We start from the raw sequence: 17589 nt of genomic DNA, 5'->3' as shown, positions 1-17589 counted from the left end.
GCAAGGGCAATCACGGTCACCGACATTGGTCCAGGCTAGAAGCTGACGGGTCTCGCGGGTTCTCGGCACGAACCGTCGGGGCCTTTCAAGGCGCGATGTTCACGCGTTGCCGTCCGGCGCTTGGCGCCGGGCGGCCTCCTCACGCCTGCGCCGAAGCTTGGCCTGCTGGCGATTTTCCAACACGTACCGGCCGTTGATCACGATGTCGATCACAGCCGTCCCAACGACACCGACCAACGCCCCGACACCCGCGCCCAACAGCCACATCTGCCACGTGCTGTTGTACCCGCCCGTGCAGAACCCGTAGACGCCGCACTGGCGTGGCCCCATGCCGACCGCACCAAAGGCGGCGCCGAACATCACGACCAATGCGTACAGGGAGACCCGTTTACCCACACCCCACCCCCGAGGAGAGCACTGCCTGCAGTCTAGGTGTTTCTACGCGCGCGCACTGAGCGTAAGCCGTCGGGGCCTAGTGTCGGACGCGTAGCCGACGAAGAGGGAATGCGTCACGCTCGGTATGTCTTGGCCTCGAGCGATCGGGCTCCAGGAAGTCGGATCGGCCACGGGCGCAATGGGTTTGGGTGGCGCATTCGCGCATTGGTAGCGACGCGGACCGCCTTTAGTCTGGCCAGATGCCTTCGACCATGACGAGGAGTTCGGCGTCAGGACTGTAACGATGGCACCGGCTGCGGCCGGTTAGCTTCCAAATCCATCGCCCATTGGGGGCGTGGAGGGTCACGTGGGTGCCGTCGAAACTCAGGCCGATGTCTGGGTTCGCGCGGGTGCGCTCAAGAGCATGGCGGGCGAACCACATGACCGGGGTCGCGTGGTCGACGCACAGCCGGTTGCCTTCTCGTCGGAACCGCACTTCTCCGGCGGGTTGTAGCTCTCCCACGGTCTGCAGTTGCTCCGTCATGACAACCCCCAGTTCGTCCGCGCCTGGCCTCAAAAATGAGTTTGCCGAATTGACGTTTAAGCAAACGCCTGTTTGGCCAATGTTGTGGGATTTGACCGGTCGTGTCGCGGTGGCCGGTTGACATAGGGACCGGCAGATCCACCACAAATGGACTGATGTGAACAGGATCACACTGTCAAATACATTGCGGCTAGCGAATTTTCGACTTGCGCAATTGAGTTCGCTGTTTGCTTGTTGGCTCTTGTGAACAAGTGTTCGGGCCGCCCTGGGAGAGCCATCGGGGAGAGCCGAAGGGTCCGAGTGAAAATCCGACCCACATGTTCAGACGCAAGCGAGCGGCGTTTGGTTCATTCGGTCGGAAACCGAGGCCGACTCGGGCCACCTGCGGAGCGGATATCGAACCGCCTCATCGAGACTGTCGCCGCCGCGCGCCGGTACCTTCCCGGCCTAACTTTCAGCGGTGGCGGCCCTCGATGCCCGTGAGGCCCTGCTCCTCGGTCGGAAGTTGTGCCGGCCCCCGGATCGCCGGTGCGGCCTCACCTTCGGTAGGGGCGTTCGGAGCCACCGTCGCAGTGCTGGTCGAGCCCAACGTCATATGCGACGATTCGTACGTTGATGCTGGCGGGACGTGGCCCTGCACGACGCCGGTGTCCAGCGCACCGAGGGTTACCACGGCGCTGCCGCCGATGACCGCGGCGAACACCCTTGCGTTGTAGCGCATGTCACGATTCCGATCTGGCGAAAGGGCAAATGAGGCTCTTCGAGTGAACGCTCGCTTGCCTTGACCCAGCTGATCTCGACCTGTCAGTTCACGTAGCTACTCAGCCACGCTTGGCCGCACGACTCGGCCCGCCACTGGGAGCGCCGTGGTCGGGGGCTGGATGGCTGGAGCCGCAGCGTCACCGCCGAACGTCTCATAGGGTCAACACCATGGTGCTGCGTTCGATCCTGTTGTTCGTCGTGGCCGCAGTGTTCGAGATCGGGGGCGCCTGGCTGGTGTGGCAAGGCATCCGCGAGCACCGGGGATGGATATGGGTGGGCCTCGGTGTGGTCGCCTTGGGGGCCTATGGATTCGTCGCCACCTTGCAGCCCGACGCACATTTCGGCCGGATCCTGGCGGCCTACGGTGGTGTGTTCGTGGTTGGCTCGCTCGCCTGGGGAATGGCCTTAGACGGCTTCCGACCCGACCGCTGGGACGTCATCGGTGCGTTGGCTTGCTTGGCAGGGGTAGCGGTAATCATGTACGCGCCACGCGGAGCGTAGAGAAATTGGTCGCATCAGCTGCGGCGGGATTGCTGCGGCGAGGTCATGTAGAGCTCGTGTCCGCGATTTCCGAGCCGTAAAACGGCCTCTGACCTGCAAACTAACTGGTGCGCGATACTGGGATTGAACCAGTGACCTCTTCCGTGTCAGGGAAGCGCTCTCCCGCTGAGCTAATCGCGCCGGGGTACCTTCTTGGAGGTGGAGACGGGAATCGAACCCGTGTGCACGGCTTTGCAGGCCGTTGCCTCACCACTCGGCCACTCCACCGTTGGGGTTGATGCCAATGCACCTTCGAGCGGATGACGGGATTCGAACCCGCGACCCCAACCTTGGCAAGGTTGTGCGCTACCAACTGCGCTACATCCGCGTGCCACGGGCGAGATCGTCGCCCGTCGCGAAGCGCAACATTAGTCCAAGCACGTGAGGCCGCACAAATCCCTCGACGATCGGGCATCGTGCTCGGCCGATTCGATCGTCCGCGCGATGTCGCCCGCACGGCCGACCGGTGGGCGTGACCTGCGTACGCGCTCAGAACACCTTGTACGCCTACCGCGCGGTCGTGAAGCCATGGCCAGTCGCGCTGTCCCGACACGTGATACCTACCTTCGCGCTCGCACAGGTCAGATTGCCCTTGGTGATCGACTTGCCGTACGCCAGCGGCGCGCCGGCACCCATCACGGTGTCGCCCGCACAGTTGAACGCAGGCCGCTCGCCAGCCGACATGTTGATGCCCTGCCCGCAGTCGAACTCGCAGTCCGCGGGCCTCGGAGGCGGCGACCAGTCATGTTCGGATATGTCGCATCGGACGTAGGTCGGGTCCAGCATGCAGCCCACGTTGTCGCTGGGGGAGATGAAGCCGACGAGCTCGGTAATCGCTTCGGGCTCAGTCGTTTCGCAGGCAGCTGTGCCGGTCGACGACGGAGTGCCCGACGTCGTCCCGGCCGAGGTTGTCGCGGCCGACGACGTGGTGGACGCAGGACCCTGGGTGCCGCAACCGGCCAGCGCACCTGCGCCGAGGGCGAGCACATCGAGGCCGACTCGAAGCGTCATGGCGTGACGATTCGCCGGCGTTATCGCGCGTTGCGTCCTCGAGATTCCCGGCCTCGTAGCGCGCCGTGTTAATCTTCGTCGTCCATCGATCACTGATCGGTGCTCCCGGGTCTCGTAGCTCAGTGGGAGAGCGTCCGCCTCACACGCGGAAGGTCGCTGGTTCGATACCAGCCGGGACCACCCTCAAAACCCCAGTTCAGTGGGTATTTTGCCATCCCCACTCTGAGTCGTGCCAGATCTCAGCGAAACACCACCTGCGCACTGCTCTACGTCACGATGACCCGCGGCCGCGACGCTTACCTACCGGTTTTCAAGCGCGGGTTTCGGCCGAAGTGTTTAGCGTTCTATGCCGGGTCTGCGGCGCGCCTGGGTCGTGCTCGCACGGCGTGAAGCCGCAGCCGCTTTCTGTGGCCTGACTGTCTTCGTGGAAGGAACTGTCAGGCTTTCGACATGGGCCAGCGCCATGTCGAGCGCAGTCGCGAGGGGGGCGACATCATGATCGGCTTGGGCCAGCAGGTAGCCGCCCTGCAATGCGGCCATGAGCCCCGTGGCCAACGCATCCGGGTCGGCCTTTGGCGCAAGGATCCCATCGTCTTGCATGCGCCGAAGTCCCGCAGCCAGCAGCCCCTCCCAATTGGAAATGTGCTCCGACAGCGAGGTGCGTGCCGATTCATCTTGATCGGCAAGCTCCACCACCAAGTTGCCCAGAGTGCAGCCGTACGCGCCGCCGCGTAGGCCAGCGGCTTGGACGATGGCGTTGCGCCAGCGCCGCAGCCCGCTGATGGACTTCAACCGTCCCAGGCGCTGTTCTTCGCGTGCCAGGATCTGTTCGGCGCGCAAATCCACCACCGCGCGCACCAATTCAGGCTTGCCGTCCGGGAAGTGTTTGTAGAGCTGGGACTTGCTGGTGCCCGTCGCGGCGCGCACGTCGTCGAGGGTGACTGCGTTGACGCCGCGGACGTACATCAGCTCTGCGGCCGACGAGATCATGCGGGCCCTGGTCGCTTCCCCGCGTGCGGTCATTCGCCGCCGCGCCGGACGCTCACCGCTAGTCACCGGCGCGACACTACCGGCCGAGCCGCGGCTGCGGTCGCTGCGCGCCGAGATAGCCTGCGGCGCTGAGATATCCTGCGCGTGGACCATCCGGTCCGCAGTTGTGCGGCGCATCTGTCACTAGAAGTTGATCATCTTTCCGGTCAGGCCATGAAAGGCTTCTTGCAGCGCCTCGGACAACGTCGGGTGGGTGTGGACGTTGCGGACCAGTTCCTCGACGGTCAGATCCCAGCGTTGGGCCAAGGTGAGTTCGGGCAGCAGTTCGGCGACGTCGGCACCAACCAGGTGCGCTCCGAGCAACTCTCCGTGCGCACGGTCCGCGATAACCTTGGCGAATCCGGTCGCGTCGCCGTAGCCGTGGGCTTTTCCATTCGCGCGGAACGGGAACTTGGCAACCGCGATGTCACAGTCGCGCGCCGCAGCGTCGGCGTGGGCCTGCGCTTCGGTCAGGCCGAAACTGGCGACTTGGGGTTGGCAGAAGGTCACGCGCGGCATCATCGCGTAGTTGGTCAACGCCAAAGTTGGTGCGCCGCCGATAGTTTCGGCGGCGACGATGCCCTGAGCCTCTGCCACGTGGGCGAGCATCAGCTTTGCGGTGACGTCGCCGACGGCATACACGTCAGGCACAGTGGTTTCCATGACGTCGTCGATGACGATGCCACCGGTGCGAGGGTCGATCGCCACGCCCAAGCTCTCGAGCCCGTAGCCAGTGGTATTGGGCGCGAATCCGATGGCCTGCAACACGACATCGACAGTGAGGATGTCGGCTTCGGCGGCACCGGGCCTGCGGTAGGTAACGGTGACGGCGTCGGCAGTTTCGGTCAGCGCCTCGATGCGCGCACCGACCAGCATGGTGATGCCCAGGTTGCGGAAGGCCTTGGCGAGCTCGTTGGAGACATCGACGTCCTCGTTGGGGAGCACGCGTTGCAGGCTTTCGATCACAGATACCCCGACACCGTAATTGGCTAGCAGGTAGGCAAATTCGACACCGATTGGGCCGCCTCCAACGATCGCGATCGACGTCGGGAGCTCGCGGGACATGATTTGTTCCTTGTAGGTGCGCACCCGAGGCCCGCGGCTGGTCCCGGGTAGCAGCCGCGGGATGGCGCCAGCGGCGATGATCGCAGCGTCAAATGTGATTTGCGTGTCGACGTCCTGGCCCTTGATGCGCATCGTGTGGCGGTCGACGAAGATTCCCTCGCCTTCGTATTCATCGATATTGTTCTTGCGCATGAGGAATCGCAGCCCGCGCACTCTTTCGACTGCGACCTGCCGGGAACGTTCGAAGGCCGCGTCGTAGCGCATCGTGGTGGCGCCTTCGATGCCGAACTTGTCGGCGTCGGTGCGCAGGAGGTGGGCAATTTCTGCATTGCGCAGTAGCGCCTTGGACGGGATGCATCCGACGTTGAGGCACACCCCACCCCAGTAATGGGCTTCGACGATGGCCACCGACAGACCCAGCTGCGCAGCGCGGATTGCGGCCACGTAACCGCCCGAACCTGCGCCGAGTACTACGACGTCATACTGCATGGATCGACCCATCAGAGCGAGGCTGCGAGCGCCCAGAGATCTTCGGCTGCGGTGGCGTCCGTCCAGGCCAGCCCGCTCAGCACGACGTCAGTCGCACCCGCATCCAGATGCCTCTGAAGCTGATGCCTGATCGATTCCGCCGTACCCACCGCCGCAAGGTTTGCCGCGCCAGCGACTCCCTCTCGCGCAATTACCTTTTGATACGACGGAATGGTCTCGAAGAAGTTCAATCGCTCGGCCGCGAAGTCCTTTCCCGCCTGAACGTCGGTGCAGATGATTGCGGGAACCTGTGCGATGAGCCTGGGTTTCGGCCGTCCAGCATCGGCGGCCGACTTCGCGATGGCCGGTTCGATGAACTCTGCGATGGTCCGCGGACCGGCGAGGTACGGCATGGTGCCGTCGGCCAACTCGCCGGTGACCTGTAACGCCCTTGGGGCCATCGCGGCCACGTACACCGGGACGGGCGTGCCCCCGGCCACCTGTACCGGCCATACGGGATGTGCGCTGATCTCGTCACCGCTGAAGTCGACCGCTCCGCTATCGAACACGGACCTCAGCACCGTCAGGTGCTCGCGAAGGCGCGTGATCGGGTTGGGCCACGACGTCCCGAAGGCCTGCCGCTCCGGCTCATGCCCGCCCAATCCGAGCCCGAGACTGAAGTTTCCGTGCGACGCGGCCTGCGCGGTCTGCGCTAGCGACGCGACGATCAGCGGGTGACGCGGGTTGATCGGCACCACCGACGTGCCGACGCCCAGGCCCGGTACGGCCGCGCCGACCACGGCGGCGAGCGCGATCGCGTCGTGATCGTTGTTCTGGCTGAGCCAGACCTGGCGGACGCCCAGCTCGTCTGCACGCGTGGCCTGAGCCACCACGTCGTCGACACGATTGGGTGCTTGCGGGTTGGCGTGCAATACGATTCCAGTCGGCATGGCGCTCCATCTCCTTTGGCTTGGGCAACCGCGGGTCATACCCCCGCGGTGGGTTCGGGATAGTCGAGGTCGGGTGCGCTGAGTCGGTAGATCTGCAAGGTGAGGCCGTAGTACTTGTCCGTCTCACCGACCCATTCCATTCCGACGCGGCGTGCGGTCGCGAAACCGCGGGTGTTGCCCAGCCGGACGACTGCGAACACCTCTGACACACCCTGGGCGAAAGCCTGATGCGCCACCGCATGCCCGGCCTCGGCACCGAATCCGTGCCCCCAGGCCGTCGGACTGATTTGCCAGCCGATCTCGAGGTCGGTGCAGCCGGGTGGCAATGGCAGCAACGAGACCGCTCCGACGACGCGGCCACTGTCGCGGAGCTCGATCGTCCAGTGGCCCAGTGGCAGCCCGGCCTCATCGTGTTCGGTGATCCACCGGTCTAACAATTGGCGCATTTCGTCGCGATCGGCCACGCGCGGCACCGCCGGGGTCAGCCAGCGCGCCACTTCCGGCTGGCCGAAGATCCCGAGTGCGGCTTCGGCGTCGTCACCCGTCCACGGGCGCATTCTCAAGCGCTTGGTGTTCAGCTCGTCGGTTCCCGCCACCACCTCGACGTGACCATCCTCGTACATCGATTACTCCTTCCGGCTTACCTTGACGGCTCAACGTCAAATGGGTTCATCAGGGAATTTCACGTCGAAGCGTTTGCATAGCTCTGGGCCACCGTCGCCTTTCGTTCATTTGCAAGGCACACTTGCGTTTTGGTCGCGGCGACGTCAGTTGCGGCCGGCCATGACGCCGCCGTCGACGTTGAGAATCGCGCCGGTGACCCAACTGGCCTCATCGGAGAGCAGATACGTGACGGCGTTGGCGACGTCATCCGGGGTGCCGACTCGTCCCAAAGGGTGAAACGGCGCGAAAGTGTCAAGCGTGGCCTCGATCTCGTCCTTTGGAACCCACCGCTCGAGTGCAGGGGTCTTGACGGCTGCGGGCGCCACTGCGTTGACGCGGATCTGGTGCTCGGCAAGCTCGATGGCCAGGTTATGGGTGAGCGCATGCAGCCCGGCCTTTTGCATCGAGTGCCCGCACGATGGGGTCACGCCGATCGCCTGATGTGCCCACATGCTGCCGATGTTGACGATGGACCCGCCCTCGTCGCGGGCAATCATGCCCTCGACGACGGTCTGGGTCAGGAAGAACAGGGCGTAGTTGAGCTCCATGTAGGAGTCGTAGAACGCCCCGTCGTACTCGAGAAACGGCTTCGGGATCAATAAGCCGGCCGGGTGGACCTCCGGTGGGGCGTCGCCGGCCCGCGCGCACCGCCCGCGCGGGCCGCCGGCGAGCGGGGCGCTATCCGCCCGGGCCGGGGCGAGGCCCCCGGCCTCCCCACCCCGACTCGTCAACTCAGCCACGGTGTCGTCGACTCGGGGATTCGAACGTCCGACGATCACGGCGCCCCCGCCGTGATCGACTATGTCGATCGCGACCTGCCGGCCCATGCCGGCACTGCCGCCGACGACCACGACTTTCTTGCCCTCGAAATGCATGTCCAGGTTCCTTTCTGGTGGTGCTCGCCGACGGTCAGGCGCCCGGTGCGATCGCGCAGGCTGCGACACAGACCCAGGTACCGTCGCGCTTTTGGTACGTGTCCGTGTATAGGGCGTCTTGGTTCACTCCATCGGCGAGCATCGTGTAGGTGGCGCGCGCGTGGATCAGAGCAACGTCACTGAGAATGCGGATGTTGACGTCGTGCACGGCGAGCTCCTTGAAAGGGCGCGGCTTGGCGATGTAGTCGAGGAACTCGTCGCGGTTCCGGGTGACGCCCGGCGTCTGCACGATGAAGTCTTCGGCGAGGAACTCACTGAAGCGCCTGACATCACAGAACTGGTCGGAGTGGACGTAGTCGTTGTTGAGCTGTTCGAGGATGGCCAGGTCTTCGGCGGATTGCTTGATATCGTTCACTTTCCCTCTCCTTCTTGTCATTTCGGTGTCGCTGCCAATTGGCGGAGTCGTAGCCGCGAACTTTTGGTCGTACTGAGCGTGCCGCCTCAAGGGGTGAGCCGTCGTCACCCCGGCCAACGATTCACCCGGGTGAGCAGCGCCGCAGTGAAGACCCGGGTAGGGGTGGTCGTTAGCGGTGCGGCTTTTCCTACTGTGGCTGGAAATCCAGTACGGCGAGCGGAGCCCGCACATCGAGGAGAACAGAACGAAACTCGCATGCCATCACTGAAGTGGCGTCGGTATGCGGGTTGCGGGTAGTCAATTCGACCACTAGCCGGAGTTGCGTCGGCTCGGTCACGCCACGTCCTAGCACACGGATCGCGGGTAACTCGCTGAGGATGTCGAGTCGCATCGGTATCACCTTCATCGGGTGACTGCGTGCGGTTGTGTGGTCGCCGAGGGATGCCAGTGCGATGTTGCCTGAGTCGGCAAGCAACAGGTCGTTCGACAAAGCGCTGCCGGTCAACGTGATCGAGACGGATCCGTGCGAGTGCGGCGGGTGAGCCGCGGCCGTCGCGGTGGCGCCCATCAACACCAGCTCGCGAGTTGCCTCGCGCCATTGGTCTGCTCGCGCGCCTCCTGAATCGCGGCCGGTCGCTTCAGCGCTGGTATGGGTCCGCATGACGCGCAGGCGCTTTCGGTCCTCAAGCTCCTCTTCGGAGACCTGCTCGAGTAAAGGTTGCCCGGGCTTGCGCAATATCGTGAGCACGAAGCTACAAGCAATGTCGGCGCGATTGTTGGCGTCCTGATAATGGATCACGTCGCCGCCTGGTCCCCAGAACGCATCTCCCGCACGGAGCACCCGTGGAGCTTCCCCCTCGAGCTCGAAGAGCATCTCACCGGAAATCATGTAACCGAATCCGGGACCGCCAGGAAGGCGGTGTGGGGGATTACCTGGGGCGCCCGGCGGATGATTGATGAGGACCGTCATCACGTCGGCATCGCCGGGAATCAACGCAGACCGCACTTCCTGCAGCACGTTCATCGTAGATTTCGACTGGGAACCAGGCATGTCCTGCAGCATTTGGAATCCCCTAAGTCGGAGTATCGAGTGGTGACGATGGTGGCGTCATCGCTAGCGGGGTGGCTCCTCGCCGACGATGTCGTCGGTGGTGAGTGGTCCGTCTCCGCTATCGAGCAGGAAGACTGCGAGCAGTTCAGCAGGTTCAATGGCGCTGGCGTTTGCACTGATCGTGTGGTGCGCACCCGGCGCTTCACTCCACGTGTCGCCGGCGTGATAGACACGTGCAGGCTCACCTTCGAGTTCACTGCGGATCGCTCCAGAGACCACGTAAGCCATGATGAAGGCTGATTTCGCATGGTGGTGAGCGGCGCTTTTGGCTCCCGGTGGATAGCTCACCGTCACTGCCTGCAGTGATTTGCCCGGCAGGTTACTCGCTTGATCGAAAACTGCACGGACAACCGGGTTCTGACCTGGATGCTGCGGCGGCTCGGCGCGGGCCGCAGGCGCGATCAACACACCAGCGACCAGTACGACGAATAGTGATCTTCGGGTCACTTCTTGACGCCTTCCGTGCCATCCTCTTCGTCGGGTATCGGATCAGCCGAAGACAACGGCTGGCAGCTGACGAGCTCAAGTCCGAGATCGCGGACCCGGTCCAGCAGCCCGTAAAGCTGTGACTGATCCCGGATTTCGCCAGTAAACACGGTTTCGGTCGCACTGGACCTCAGACGCATCCCCTCTAGCGCGGATCCGAGTCGCTCGCTCACGCGACCTCGAATGCAGATCTGGTACATCGTCGGCTCCATATACCCTCCGTTCGTCCTCTGCAGAGCCAGAGTTCACCGACCGGGGGTAAGTCGTCATCACCCGGCGAGCTAAATCACCCGGGTGAGTACCAAGGCATAGCGGCGTACCCGCGCTTGACCCGGTGATCGACACCGCGCGATGTCATTGCCGGGCAGCTGACCGCCAGGGAAACCAATGCGGACTATTAGGTCCATTTCCTTTCCTTCAACATGGGTCACTGAGGTGCGTTCCCCGACGGCAGTCAGGTGATGGTCGCATCGAAGTCGGCCCCGGCCTTGAAATAGGGACCAAATGGTCCACAATGGTGATTGGCGTCTGGTACCGAATGAAGGGCAACTCAAGGTGGATACAGCGGGGCGACGGCCACCAGCCCGTGCGCTGATTCCCACGACATGTCACCGGCGGAGCTGTCCATCGCGTAACCACTGGACAGCCACTTCGTCGACGTCAGAAAAAGCTAGCACCAGCAACCTTCACCGTCGATGCTCCGGCGTATTCTTGATACCGCTTTTCAGGGGAGAAGACGCGATGGACGGGATCGCTGATGCGGGTAGCGTCGTGGGTCGGGTGGCCCCTTGCGATTGCGGGTGCCACCATTGGTAACCACCTCGAGCGTCGATATGCACGACGATTCCGGACCGCATAGCGCGGTCGCCGGGTTGGACCTCCACCTGGATCGCCCCGGCGGCAGGCTCCGCGACGGCGTGATGGAAGCCATTCGCGATGCGATCCGTTCGGGGCGTTTGGCGCCGGGCCTCCAGTTGCCCTCGAGTCGCGCGCTCGCTGCCGATCTTGGTGTTGCGAGAAACACCGTCGCCGCTGCATACGCAGAGCTCATCGCCGAGGGCTGGCTGACGTCGCAGCATGCGTCCCGCACGTTGGTTGCCCAACGTGCGGCCGAACTCATCCCGCCCGTCGCTCCATCGCCAAGGAGACGGGGGCAGCGCCAGTTGGACCACGACTTTCAACCGGGACATCCAGACCTGGCCTCGTTTCCGCGGGCGGAGTGGAGTCGTGCGGTCAAGCGCGGGTTGAGCGCCGCACCGTTCGAGGCATTCGGCTACACGGAACCGCAGGGGCGGCCAGAGCTTCGCAACGCCCTTGCGCAGTATCTGGCCCGTGCGCGCGGCGTTCGGGCCCGGCCGTCCAACATCGTGATCTGCAGCGGCGCCGCCGAAGGATTGCACCTGGTGGCCGGCGCGCTGGCAGAAACCGGAGTCGCCGCCGTTGCCGTCGAGGAATTTGGCTTGGACACCCAGTGGGCGTCACTCGCTCGAGCCGGGTTACGTTGCCCCCCAATGACAGTGGACGCAAATGGTGCTGATGTCATGGCGCTCGACAGCATGGCAGATGTGGGCGGTGTGCTGCTCACCCCGTCGCATCAGTTCCCGCTCGGCGTGTCCTTGCATTCCGACCGCCGCGCGGCGGTCGTTGACTGGGCGCGACGTACCGGCGGCGTGATCATCGAAGACGATTACGACGGCGAGTTCCGCTACGACCGCAGCCCTGTTGGTGCATTGCACGGTGTGGATCCTGAACGTGTCATCTACATGGGGACGGCCAGCAAATCGCTGGCGCCGGGGCTTCGGCTCGGGTGGCTGGTGTTGCCGAACCGGCTCGTCGATGCGGTGGGGAGGCAGCGGGGCGATCGCGAAGAGACCTGCAGCTTCGTGGACCAGTTGGCGATGGCGGAGTTCATCGAGTCTGGTTCCTACGACAGGCACATTCGCACGATGCGCGCCCAGTACCGGCGCCGCCGAGAGCAACTGGTCGCCGCTGTGACAGCGTCGTCGCCGACGACCACTGTGGCAGGAATGCCCGCGGGTCTGCAGGTGATGCTTGAACTTGCCGGGGCCGACGAGAGCGTGCTGTGTCGGCAACTCGTGTGGCGACGGATGGGCGTTGCGGGGCTTGATCGGTATCGTCATCCCGAAGCCGGCAGCGAGCGGAACGGCTTGGTGGTCGGGTTTGCAGCTCCCGCGCCGAGCGCGTGGTCAGCGGCATTGGATGCCTTGGTCCGAATGCTGCCCTGAGATGGGCCGACTGGCCCAATGTCGCTGCACGCAACTGGCCCACGGTCACCTCTATACCGCGATTAGCGTTGAAAGCGTGATAGTCGGGGGCAGAACCGAGATCGCCGATCTGGTGTGTGTCACGCCGCCCCTCTTCGAGAAGGAGGGCGAAGCTCCGAATGACGCCGGCGAGCCGGCGGTGCTGCATGACGCCGGCGAGCCGGCGGTGCTGCTCGCCGCCAAGTCTGCGCCACCGGCCATCCGCGCTCGGCTCATCGAGCGGGCGGCTCTGATCGAGCTCCTGTCGGCAGAACCCGCTCGCAAGCTCACGTTGCTCAGTGCGCCTGCGGGCTGGGGAAAGACGACGCTCTTGGCGCAATGGGTCGGCGGCCCCGATGACCGCCGTCGGCGCGGCTGGCTGTCCCTTGATGCGTCCGACAATGACCCGGCGCGATTCTGGGCCTGCGCAATCGCCGCGCTGAGCAAGGCCAGCCCGGGGGTCGCGCCACGTGCGTGCGAGCTCATCAAGATGGGCGCCGACCCTCGACAGGTGGTCTTGCCCACCTTGCTCGACGAGTTGGCCGGTATCGACCATCAGATCGCGTTGATCCTCGACGACTATCACGTCGTCGAAAATCGGACCGTGCATGAGCAGGTGGGTTTCCTTGTCGAACGGATGCCGCAGACCTTCCAACTGGTCATCGCCACCCGCTCGGACCCCGCGCTGCCGTTGGCGCGGCTGCGTGCCCGTGGCGAGCTGCTGGAATTGCGGGCCGACGAACTGCGCTTTCATGCCGGCGAAGCCGCGGACCTACTTGATCGCGTGCTTGGTTTTAGGTTGACCGACGCGCAGGTTCAACAGTTGTCTCGCCGCACTGAGGGCTGGGCCGCCGGACTCTATCTGGCCGGGCTGTCGTTAGCCGGTTGCACTGATGCGGCGGCGTTCATCCAAGACTTCGCCGGCGACAACCGTCACATCGTCGACTACTTGATCGCCGAGGTGCTCGACGGTCAGCCGCCGCACATTCGCAGCTTTCTGCTGCGCACCTCGCTGCTGGGTAGGTTGAGCGGGCCGCTGTGCGACGCCGTACTGCAAACGAGCGGCTCTGCATCGGTACTGGAGACCATCGAGCGGGATAACCTGTTTCTGTTGCCCTTGGACGTTTCCCGCCGCTGGTATCGATATCACCAGCTGTTCGCGGACTTGCTGCGCACCGAATTGCACTGTAGCGAGCCAGCTCTCATCCCAACTCTGCACCAGCGGGCCTCAACTTGGTTTGCCGGCGAGGGCCTCACCGACGCGGCAGTACACCATCTAGTGGCCGCCGGTGACATGCAAGGCGCGGCAGAGCTCATCGCCGAGAGCTGGGCTAGCGCGTTCAACCTAGGCCGGTTGTCGACGGTCTCAGGCTGGCTGGACGTGCTGCCGCCGGCGTTGGTGTCAGGCCACCCACGGTTGTGCTTCGCCCGGGCCTGGATTGCTTTGGGCTGGGGCCACCTCGACGACGCCGGCCGTTGGATCGACGCGGTGCAGGCCGTGCATGCGGACGATACCGCTGATGTTGACAACATCGACGCGAAGCTCGTGGTGTTGCGCGCGCTGCACCGTTTCAAGTCTGGCGACCTCACCGCGGCCCTTGATACGGCGCGACGCGCGGTCAGTCTTGACCTCGGTGACGCGCCCGTTGGTGGGCCGATCGCTTACTGCACTTATGGCGCTGCGCTGTACTTCTCGGGCGACACGCACGAAGCCCAGGTCGCATTCCGCACGGCCGTGTCGCTGGCCGAGCAAGTCGGTCATCTTCTCGCGCATCGCTACGCGTTGGGCTATCTCGCGATTATCTCGGCCCAACAAGGTGAGCTAGCCACCGCCGAGGAACTGGTCCGCCGTGCAACCGGCAGCAGCAGGGACCTGGCCGACGAGGAGCATTTCGTGGACATGATGGCGTCGCTCGCCACGGCCATCATCCTTGACAATCGCGACGACACGGCCGCGGCCGCGGAAGCCGCCGACATGGCCGTCGCGGAGGCGCGACGCGGCGCAGGAGTCCTCGAGGTGGCCAACGCTCTGATGGCCCGTGCCGAGATCCTCGGACATCTTGGCGAACACGCCCAACGTCAGGCCAGCCGCAATGAGGCGGCCATGCTGGTGCGGGGCTGCACTGATGCCGGCGTCGTTGCAAGGTCACTCGCCGCGACACACCGCAGTACGGCCGTCGAGGTGGGTACCCGTAGCAAGGGCAACTGGGTCGTAGAAGCCCTCACCGCCAAAGAACACGAGGTTCTTGGGTTACTGGCCACGCGGCTGTCGCGTCGTGAGATCGGCCAACGGCTCTACGTCTCAGTGAACACCGTGAAAACCCACCAACGCGCCGTGTACCGCAAGTTGGGTGTGGAGAACCGTAGCGCTGCAGTCACTCGAGCTCGCGAGCTCGGCCTGCACTAAACCTGTCGGCGAGACACCTGGAGCCGCCCGAACCAGGCTGGCCCCACATGCAGCGGCAGCGACGCGTCCATCCCCGCAGCAATCACCCGGGTGAACGGGCGCCAAGGGTGATGACCATTCACCCCGTCGCGCGGAAGCGTGACCGTCATCAGCCTTGAAAGGCAACGGCGCCAAGCCATTCACCAAGTCCGGGAAGGGAGCCAAGACATGCGTTCAGAAGTCATGAATCGAAAATGCGTCGGGACTTCGCTGATCAATCGCGCGCCGGCTCATCGCGCTGTGATCGGCAACGGGAACCGCGCCCCGCAGTGCGGGCTGGCTTATCTCGACAACGGACTCCGGTGTGCCCGACCCGCTGCGGCGTATGTGGAATTTCACATGGTCGGGCACTGTCAGCGCTTCGATTGTGACGCGCACGGGAATGCATGTGGCTTCGTATGCGCTGATCATCGGGACGCGTTGGAATACACCGCGCAGTGCACAGCGGCAGAGCTGCAGCCCTCGACCTTGTCGAGGCGGCTGTTCAATCGTGTCGGCCGATGCCCGACGTGTGGCAGAACGCTTCTGAGTGCATCCGACATCCTGCAAGCCGTGGTGGCGCTCTGATGCAAAGTACGTGGACAGCGGACGTTGATTCGTGGCCGCCACGGTGCGCCGCACACCGTGAGACAGGTCGGCCTGCAGCCATTTTTGTCGCGATCGGTAGCTGCTCAGCGAGTCGTCAACCGCAGAAGCCGTTGTCGAGAGCTTCGCGTCATCGGCCGAGCACGGCCGACTCGTCGATTACCTCGGATACGGACATGGCGTGGTTGCTGGCCACTGCAGCCGACGTGTGTCTGACAGGTCATGAACGCAACATGATATTCGTCGAATTGGGCTGCGGGGAAAGCCTTCTCGCGATCCATCGGATACTCAGCGCGGTCGTGGCAAGTCGGATGGCATTGCCGGAGGGGATATTCGATCGGCTCATCTGCTGGCTGGACGTGTACGTAGGCAGCCCGGAAGAGCCCCGACTGCGCACAATGCTCTGCGCGATCGGGCGCGGCAGTTTCACTCGGTTGCAGCCGACCGCCTCGGCGTGAGCATCGGCTCGGATGGGAACGGACGATGACAGCGATTCGGCGGATTTCGTGGTGAAGATCCGCGATGCGGCTCCGGCGAGCCGCGTGATGGTGGTGGCGGTCATGGTGTCGATGGTCGCCTTCCTCGACAGCACCGTGGTGAACCTGTCGTTGCCCGCTACCACGCGCGAGCTCGGCGGGGGAATGGGCCTGCAGCAGTGGGTCGTTGACGGATACCTTCTGGCTCTGGGCGCCATGATCCTGCCCGGCGGATCGATATCGGATCTACTCGGTCGGGTGCCCGTGGTGCGCTTCGGGCTGGTGGCGTTCGGGGTCGGATCCGTGCTGGCCGCGACTGCGCCTTCGCCGGCGATCCTGATCACCGCTCGAGTCGTTCAAGGGTTGGGTGCGGCATTTCTGGTGCCCGGCTCGCTGGCCATGATCAACGCCTCGTTCGACAGCGCCCACCAGCCGGCGGCCATCGGAGCGTGGACCGCATGGACCGGAACCGCGTTCGCTTTGGGCCCGCTGCTCGGCGGCCTCGCCGTGGACCTCCTCAGTTGGCGTTGGATCTATGCGCTCTCGGCCATCCCGATGGTCATCGGTTTTGCCTTGACGTTCTGGATGTGCCCCATGGCGGCACCGTCCGAACACGGCCGCGTCGACCTCGCCGGTGGGCTGTTGTCCGCGACGGGTCTGGCTGCCACCGTGTACGCACTCATCGAATCCCAGCGACGAGGTTGGGTCGACCCGATCGTCAGCGGAGCCTTCATCGTCGGCGTGACGGCACTGATCGGATTCATTCGGTGGCAGCGCCGCGCGCCGCACCCCATGGTGCCCTTGCACTTGTTCAGCAGCCGCAACTTCGCGGGGGGCAATCTCGCGACCGCCTTCGTCTACGGAGGGCTAGCGCTGGGTTCGTTGATCATCGCGCTCTACACCCAAGAGGTCGTTGGCTATTCGGCGACCGCCGCGGGGTTGGTGACCCTGCCGATTCCCATCTTGTCGTTTCTCTTCGCCCGCCACGTCGGCGACGCCGCCACCCGTATCGGGTCGCGGGTCTTTCTGGTCGTCGGACCGACGATCGCAGGGGCCGGGTTGCTGCTGATACGGCCTACGGCGCACGGTTCCAACGTCGTCGCTCAGTTGTTGCCCGGAATGGTGCTGCTAGCAACGGGGTTGGTCGTCACAGTCACACCGTTGACGTCTGTCTGCATGTCGGCCGTGGACCCGATCCACGGCGGGATCGCCTCAGCGATCAACAACGCCGTCTCAAGGTTGGCAGGGCTGATAGCGGTGGCCTGTATGGGATTAATCGCGGCAGGCACACTGACCGACGGCAGTTTCCTGCGGCTCGTTCAGGTCAGCGCCGCGTTGTTCTTCCTGGGCGCGGCAGTGTGCGCAGTCACGATCACCAACCCGGCGGTCCGGGCCGAGCCCTTGCCGTGCGGAGTGGCTGCCCTGTGCCGCGACCGGGCCGGCGCCCAACCCGCCCTTGCCAGCGGTCAGTCCTCACCCGGGTGATTGGCGCTGCCGGGCGAAGACACCTCACCCCGACACGGG

At 64.4% G+C, this 17589-nt stretch carries 17 protein-coding genes, 4 tRNA genes and 1 pseudogene; 7 read left to right on the top strand and 15 right to left on the bottom strand.

The annotated features are described in order from the left end of the window. Positions 1-99: 99 nt before the first annotated feature. Positions 100-396 carry a hypothetical protein gene (locus tag SLQ30_RS02405; protein ID WP_319445230.1) on the bottom strand — a complete coding sequence of 99 codons (297 nt, stop codon included), beginning with the start codon at positions 394-396 and terminating at the stop codon, positions 100-102. A 346-nt stretch (positions 397-742) separates the two neighbouring features. Here SLQ30_RS02405 and SLQ30_RS02400 point away from each other — a divergent pair, with 346 nt between their 5' ends. Beyond that, complete coding sequence (locus SLQ30_RS02400; RefSeq protein WP_319445229.1) at positions 743-889, top strand: hypothetical protein; 147 nt, start codon at positions 743-745, stop codon at positions 887-889. A 484-nt stretch (positions 890-1373) separates the two neighbouring features. On the opposite strand, the gene SLQ30_RS02395 is transcribed toward SLQ30_RS02400, so the two are convergent. Beyond that, complete coding sequence (locus SLQ30_RS02395; RefSeq protein ID WP_319445228.1) at positions 1374-1640, bottom strand: hypothetical protein; 267 nt, start codon at positions 1638-1640, stop codon at positions 1374-1376. A 209-nt stretch (positions 1641-1849) separates the two neighbouring features. Here SLQ30_RS02395 and SLQ30_RS02390 point away from each other — a divergent pair, with 209 nt between their 5' ends. Further along, positions 1850-2182, top strand: coding sequence for a YnfA family protein (locus SLQ30_RS02390; protein ID WP_319445227.1), 333 nt, complete (start codon positions 1850-1852; stop codon positions 2180-2182). 105 nt (positions 2183-2287) lie between these two features. Here the strand turns inward: SLQ30_RS02390 and SLQ30_RS02385 are convergent. The 4 genes from SLQ30_RS02385 to SLQ30_RS02370 all read right to left on the bottom strand — a co-directional run bounded on the left by SLQ30_RS02385 (position 2288) and on the right by SLQ30_RS02370 (position 3232). Further along, positions 2288-2362 (bottom strand) — tRNA-Val (locus SLQ30_RS02385). A gap of 13 nt (positions 2363-2375) precedes the next feature. Continuing rightward, positions 2376-2449, bottom strand: a tRNA-Cys gene (locus SLQ30_RS02380). Positions 2450-2476: 27 nt separating this feature from the next. After that, positions 2477-2549: transfer RNA gene (locus SLQ30_RS02375), tRNA-Gly, on the bottom strand. A gap of 179 nt (positions 2550-2728) precedes the next feature. Continuing rightward, complete coding sequence (locus SLQ30_RS02370; protein ID WP_319445226.1) at positions 2729-3232, bottom strand: DUF6636 domain-containing protein; 504 nt, start codon at positions 3230-3232, stop codon at positions 2729-2731. Positions 3233-3340: 108 nt separating this feature from the next. Between SLQ30_RS02370 and SLQ30_RS02365 the strand changes: the two genes are divergently transcribed. Further along, positions 3341-3412 (top strand) — tRNA-Val (locus tag SLQ30_RS02365). 156 nt (positions 3413-3568) lie between these two features. On the opposite strand, the gene SLQ30_RS02360 is transcribed toward SLQ30_RS02365, so the two are convergent. From SLQ30_RS02360 to SLQ30_RS02320, 9 genes and pseudogenes are all read right to left on the bottom strand, one after another. Further along, positions 3569-4222: a TetR/AcrR family transcriptional regulator gene (locus SLQ30_RS02360; protein WP_319445225.1), complete on the bottom strand. Its 654-nt coding sequence runs from the start codon at positions 4220-4222 to the stop codon at positions 3569-3571. 183 nt (positions 4223-4405) lie between these two features. Next, positions 4406-5827: a dihydrolipoyl dehydrogenase gene (gene lpdA, locus SLQ30_RS02355; protein WP_319445224.1), complete on the bottom strand. Its 1422-nt coding sequence runs from the start codon at positions 5825-5827 to the stop codon at positions 4406-4408. Then, complete coding sequence (locus SLQ30_RS02350; protein WP_319445223.1) at positions 5827-6744, bottom strand: TIGR03564 family F420-dependent LLM class oxidoreductase; 918 nt, start codon at positions 6742-6744, stop codon at positions 5827-5829. The genes lpdA and SLQ30_RS02350 overlap by 1 nt, the downstream gene beginning before the upstream one ends. 35 nt (positions 6745-6779) lie before the next feature. After that, complete coding sequence (locus SLQ30_RS02345; RefSeq protein ID WP_319445222.1) at positions 6780-7367, bottom strand: GNAT family N-acetyltransferase; 588 nt, start codon at positions 7365-7367, stop codon at positions 6780-6782. Positions 7368-7511: 144 nt separating this feature from the next. Beyond that, complete coding sequence (locus tag SLQ30_RS02340) at positions 7512-8282, bottom strand: SDR family NAD(P)-dependent oxidoreductase (RefSeq protein ID WP_319458303.1); 771 nt, start codon at positions 8280-8282, stop codon at positions 7512-7514. A gap of 34 nt (positions 8283-8316) precedes the next feature. Then, a complete protein-coding gene (locus tag SLQ30_RS02335; protein ID WP_319445221.1) occupies positions 8317-8697 on the bottom strand; it encodes a nuclear transport factor 2 family protein in 381 nt (126 codons plus the stop codon). Positions 8698-9358: 661 nt separating this feature from the next. Next, positions 9359-9760 (bottom strand): annotated as a pseudogene (locus tag SLQ30_RS02330) (cupin domain-containing protein); the annotation flags it as partial. Positions 9761-9811: 51 nt separating this feature from the next. Beyond that, positions 9812-10216, bottom strand: coding sequence for a cupin domain-containing protein (locus SLQ30_RS02325; RefSeq protein ID WP_413467898.1), 405 nt, complete (start codon positions 10214-10216; stop codon positions 9812-9814). Between the two features lie 35 nt (positions 10217-10251). Next, the gene (locus SLQ30_RS02320) at positions 10252-10467 is read right to left on the bottom strand and encodes a hypothetical protein (RefSeq protein WP_319445219.1); all 216 of its coding nucleotides are present in this window, start codon (positions 10465-10467) and stop codon (positions 10252-10254) included. Between the two features lie 660 nt (positions 10468-11127). Between SLQ30_RS02320 and SLQ30_RS02315 the strand changes: the two genes are divergently transcribed. From SLQ30_RS02315 to SLQ30_RS02300, 4 genes are all read left to right on the top strand, one after another. Next, positions 11128-12540 (top strand): PLP-dependent aminotransferase family protein, encoded by a 1413-nt coding sequence (locus SLQ30_RS02315; protein WP_319445218.1) that lies wholly within the window; start codon positions 11128-11130, stop codon positions 12538-12540. 76 nt (positions 12541-12616) lie between these two features. Next, positions 12617-14965, top strand: coding sequence for a LuxR C-terminal-related transcriptional regulator (locus SLQ30_RS02310; RefSeq protein WP_319445217.1), 2349 nt, complete (start codon positions 12617-12619; stop codon positions 14963-14965). Between the two features lie 800 nt (positions 14966-15765). After that, a complete protein-coding gene (locus SLQ30_RS02305; RefSeq protein ID WP_319445216.1) occupies positions 15766-16047 on the top strand; it encodes a tryptophanase in 282 nt (93 codons plus the stop codon). Positions 16048-16059: 12 nt separating this feature from the next. Next, the gene (locus SLQ30_RS02300) at positions 16060-17550 is read left to right on the top strand and encodes an MFS transporter (protein ID WP_319445215.1); all 1491 of its coding nucleotides are present in this window, start codon (positions 16060-16062) and stop codon (positions 17548-17550) included. Positions 17551-17589: the final 39 nt, after the last annotated feature.

The organism is Mycobacterium sp. RTGN4 (genome assembly GCF_033804635.1).
In the GTDB taxonomy this organism is placed as follows: domain Bacteria; phylum Actinomycetota; class Actinomycetes; order Mycobacteriales; family Mycobacteriaceae; genus Mycobacterium.
Note: the sequence above shows the minus strand (reverse complement) of the source record. Positions and strands in the feature narration are given on the sequence as shown.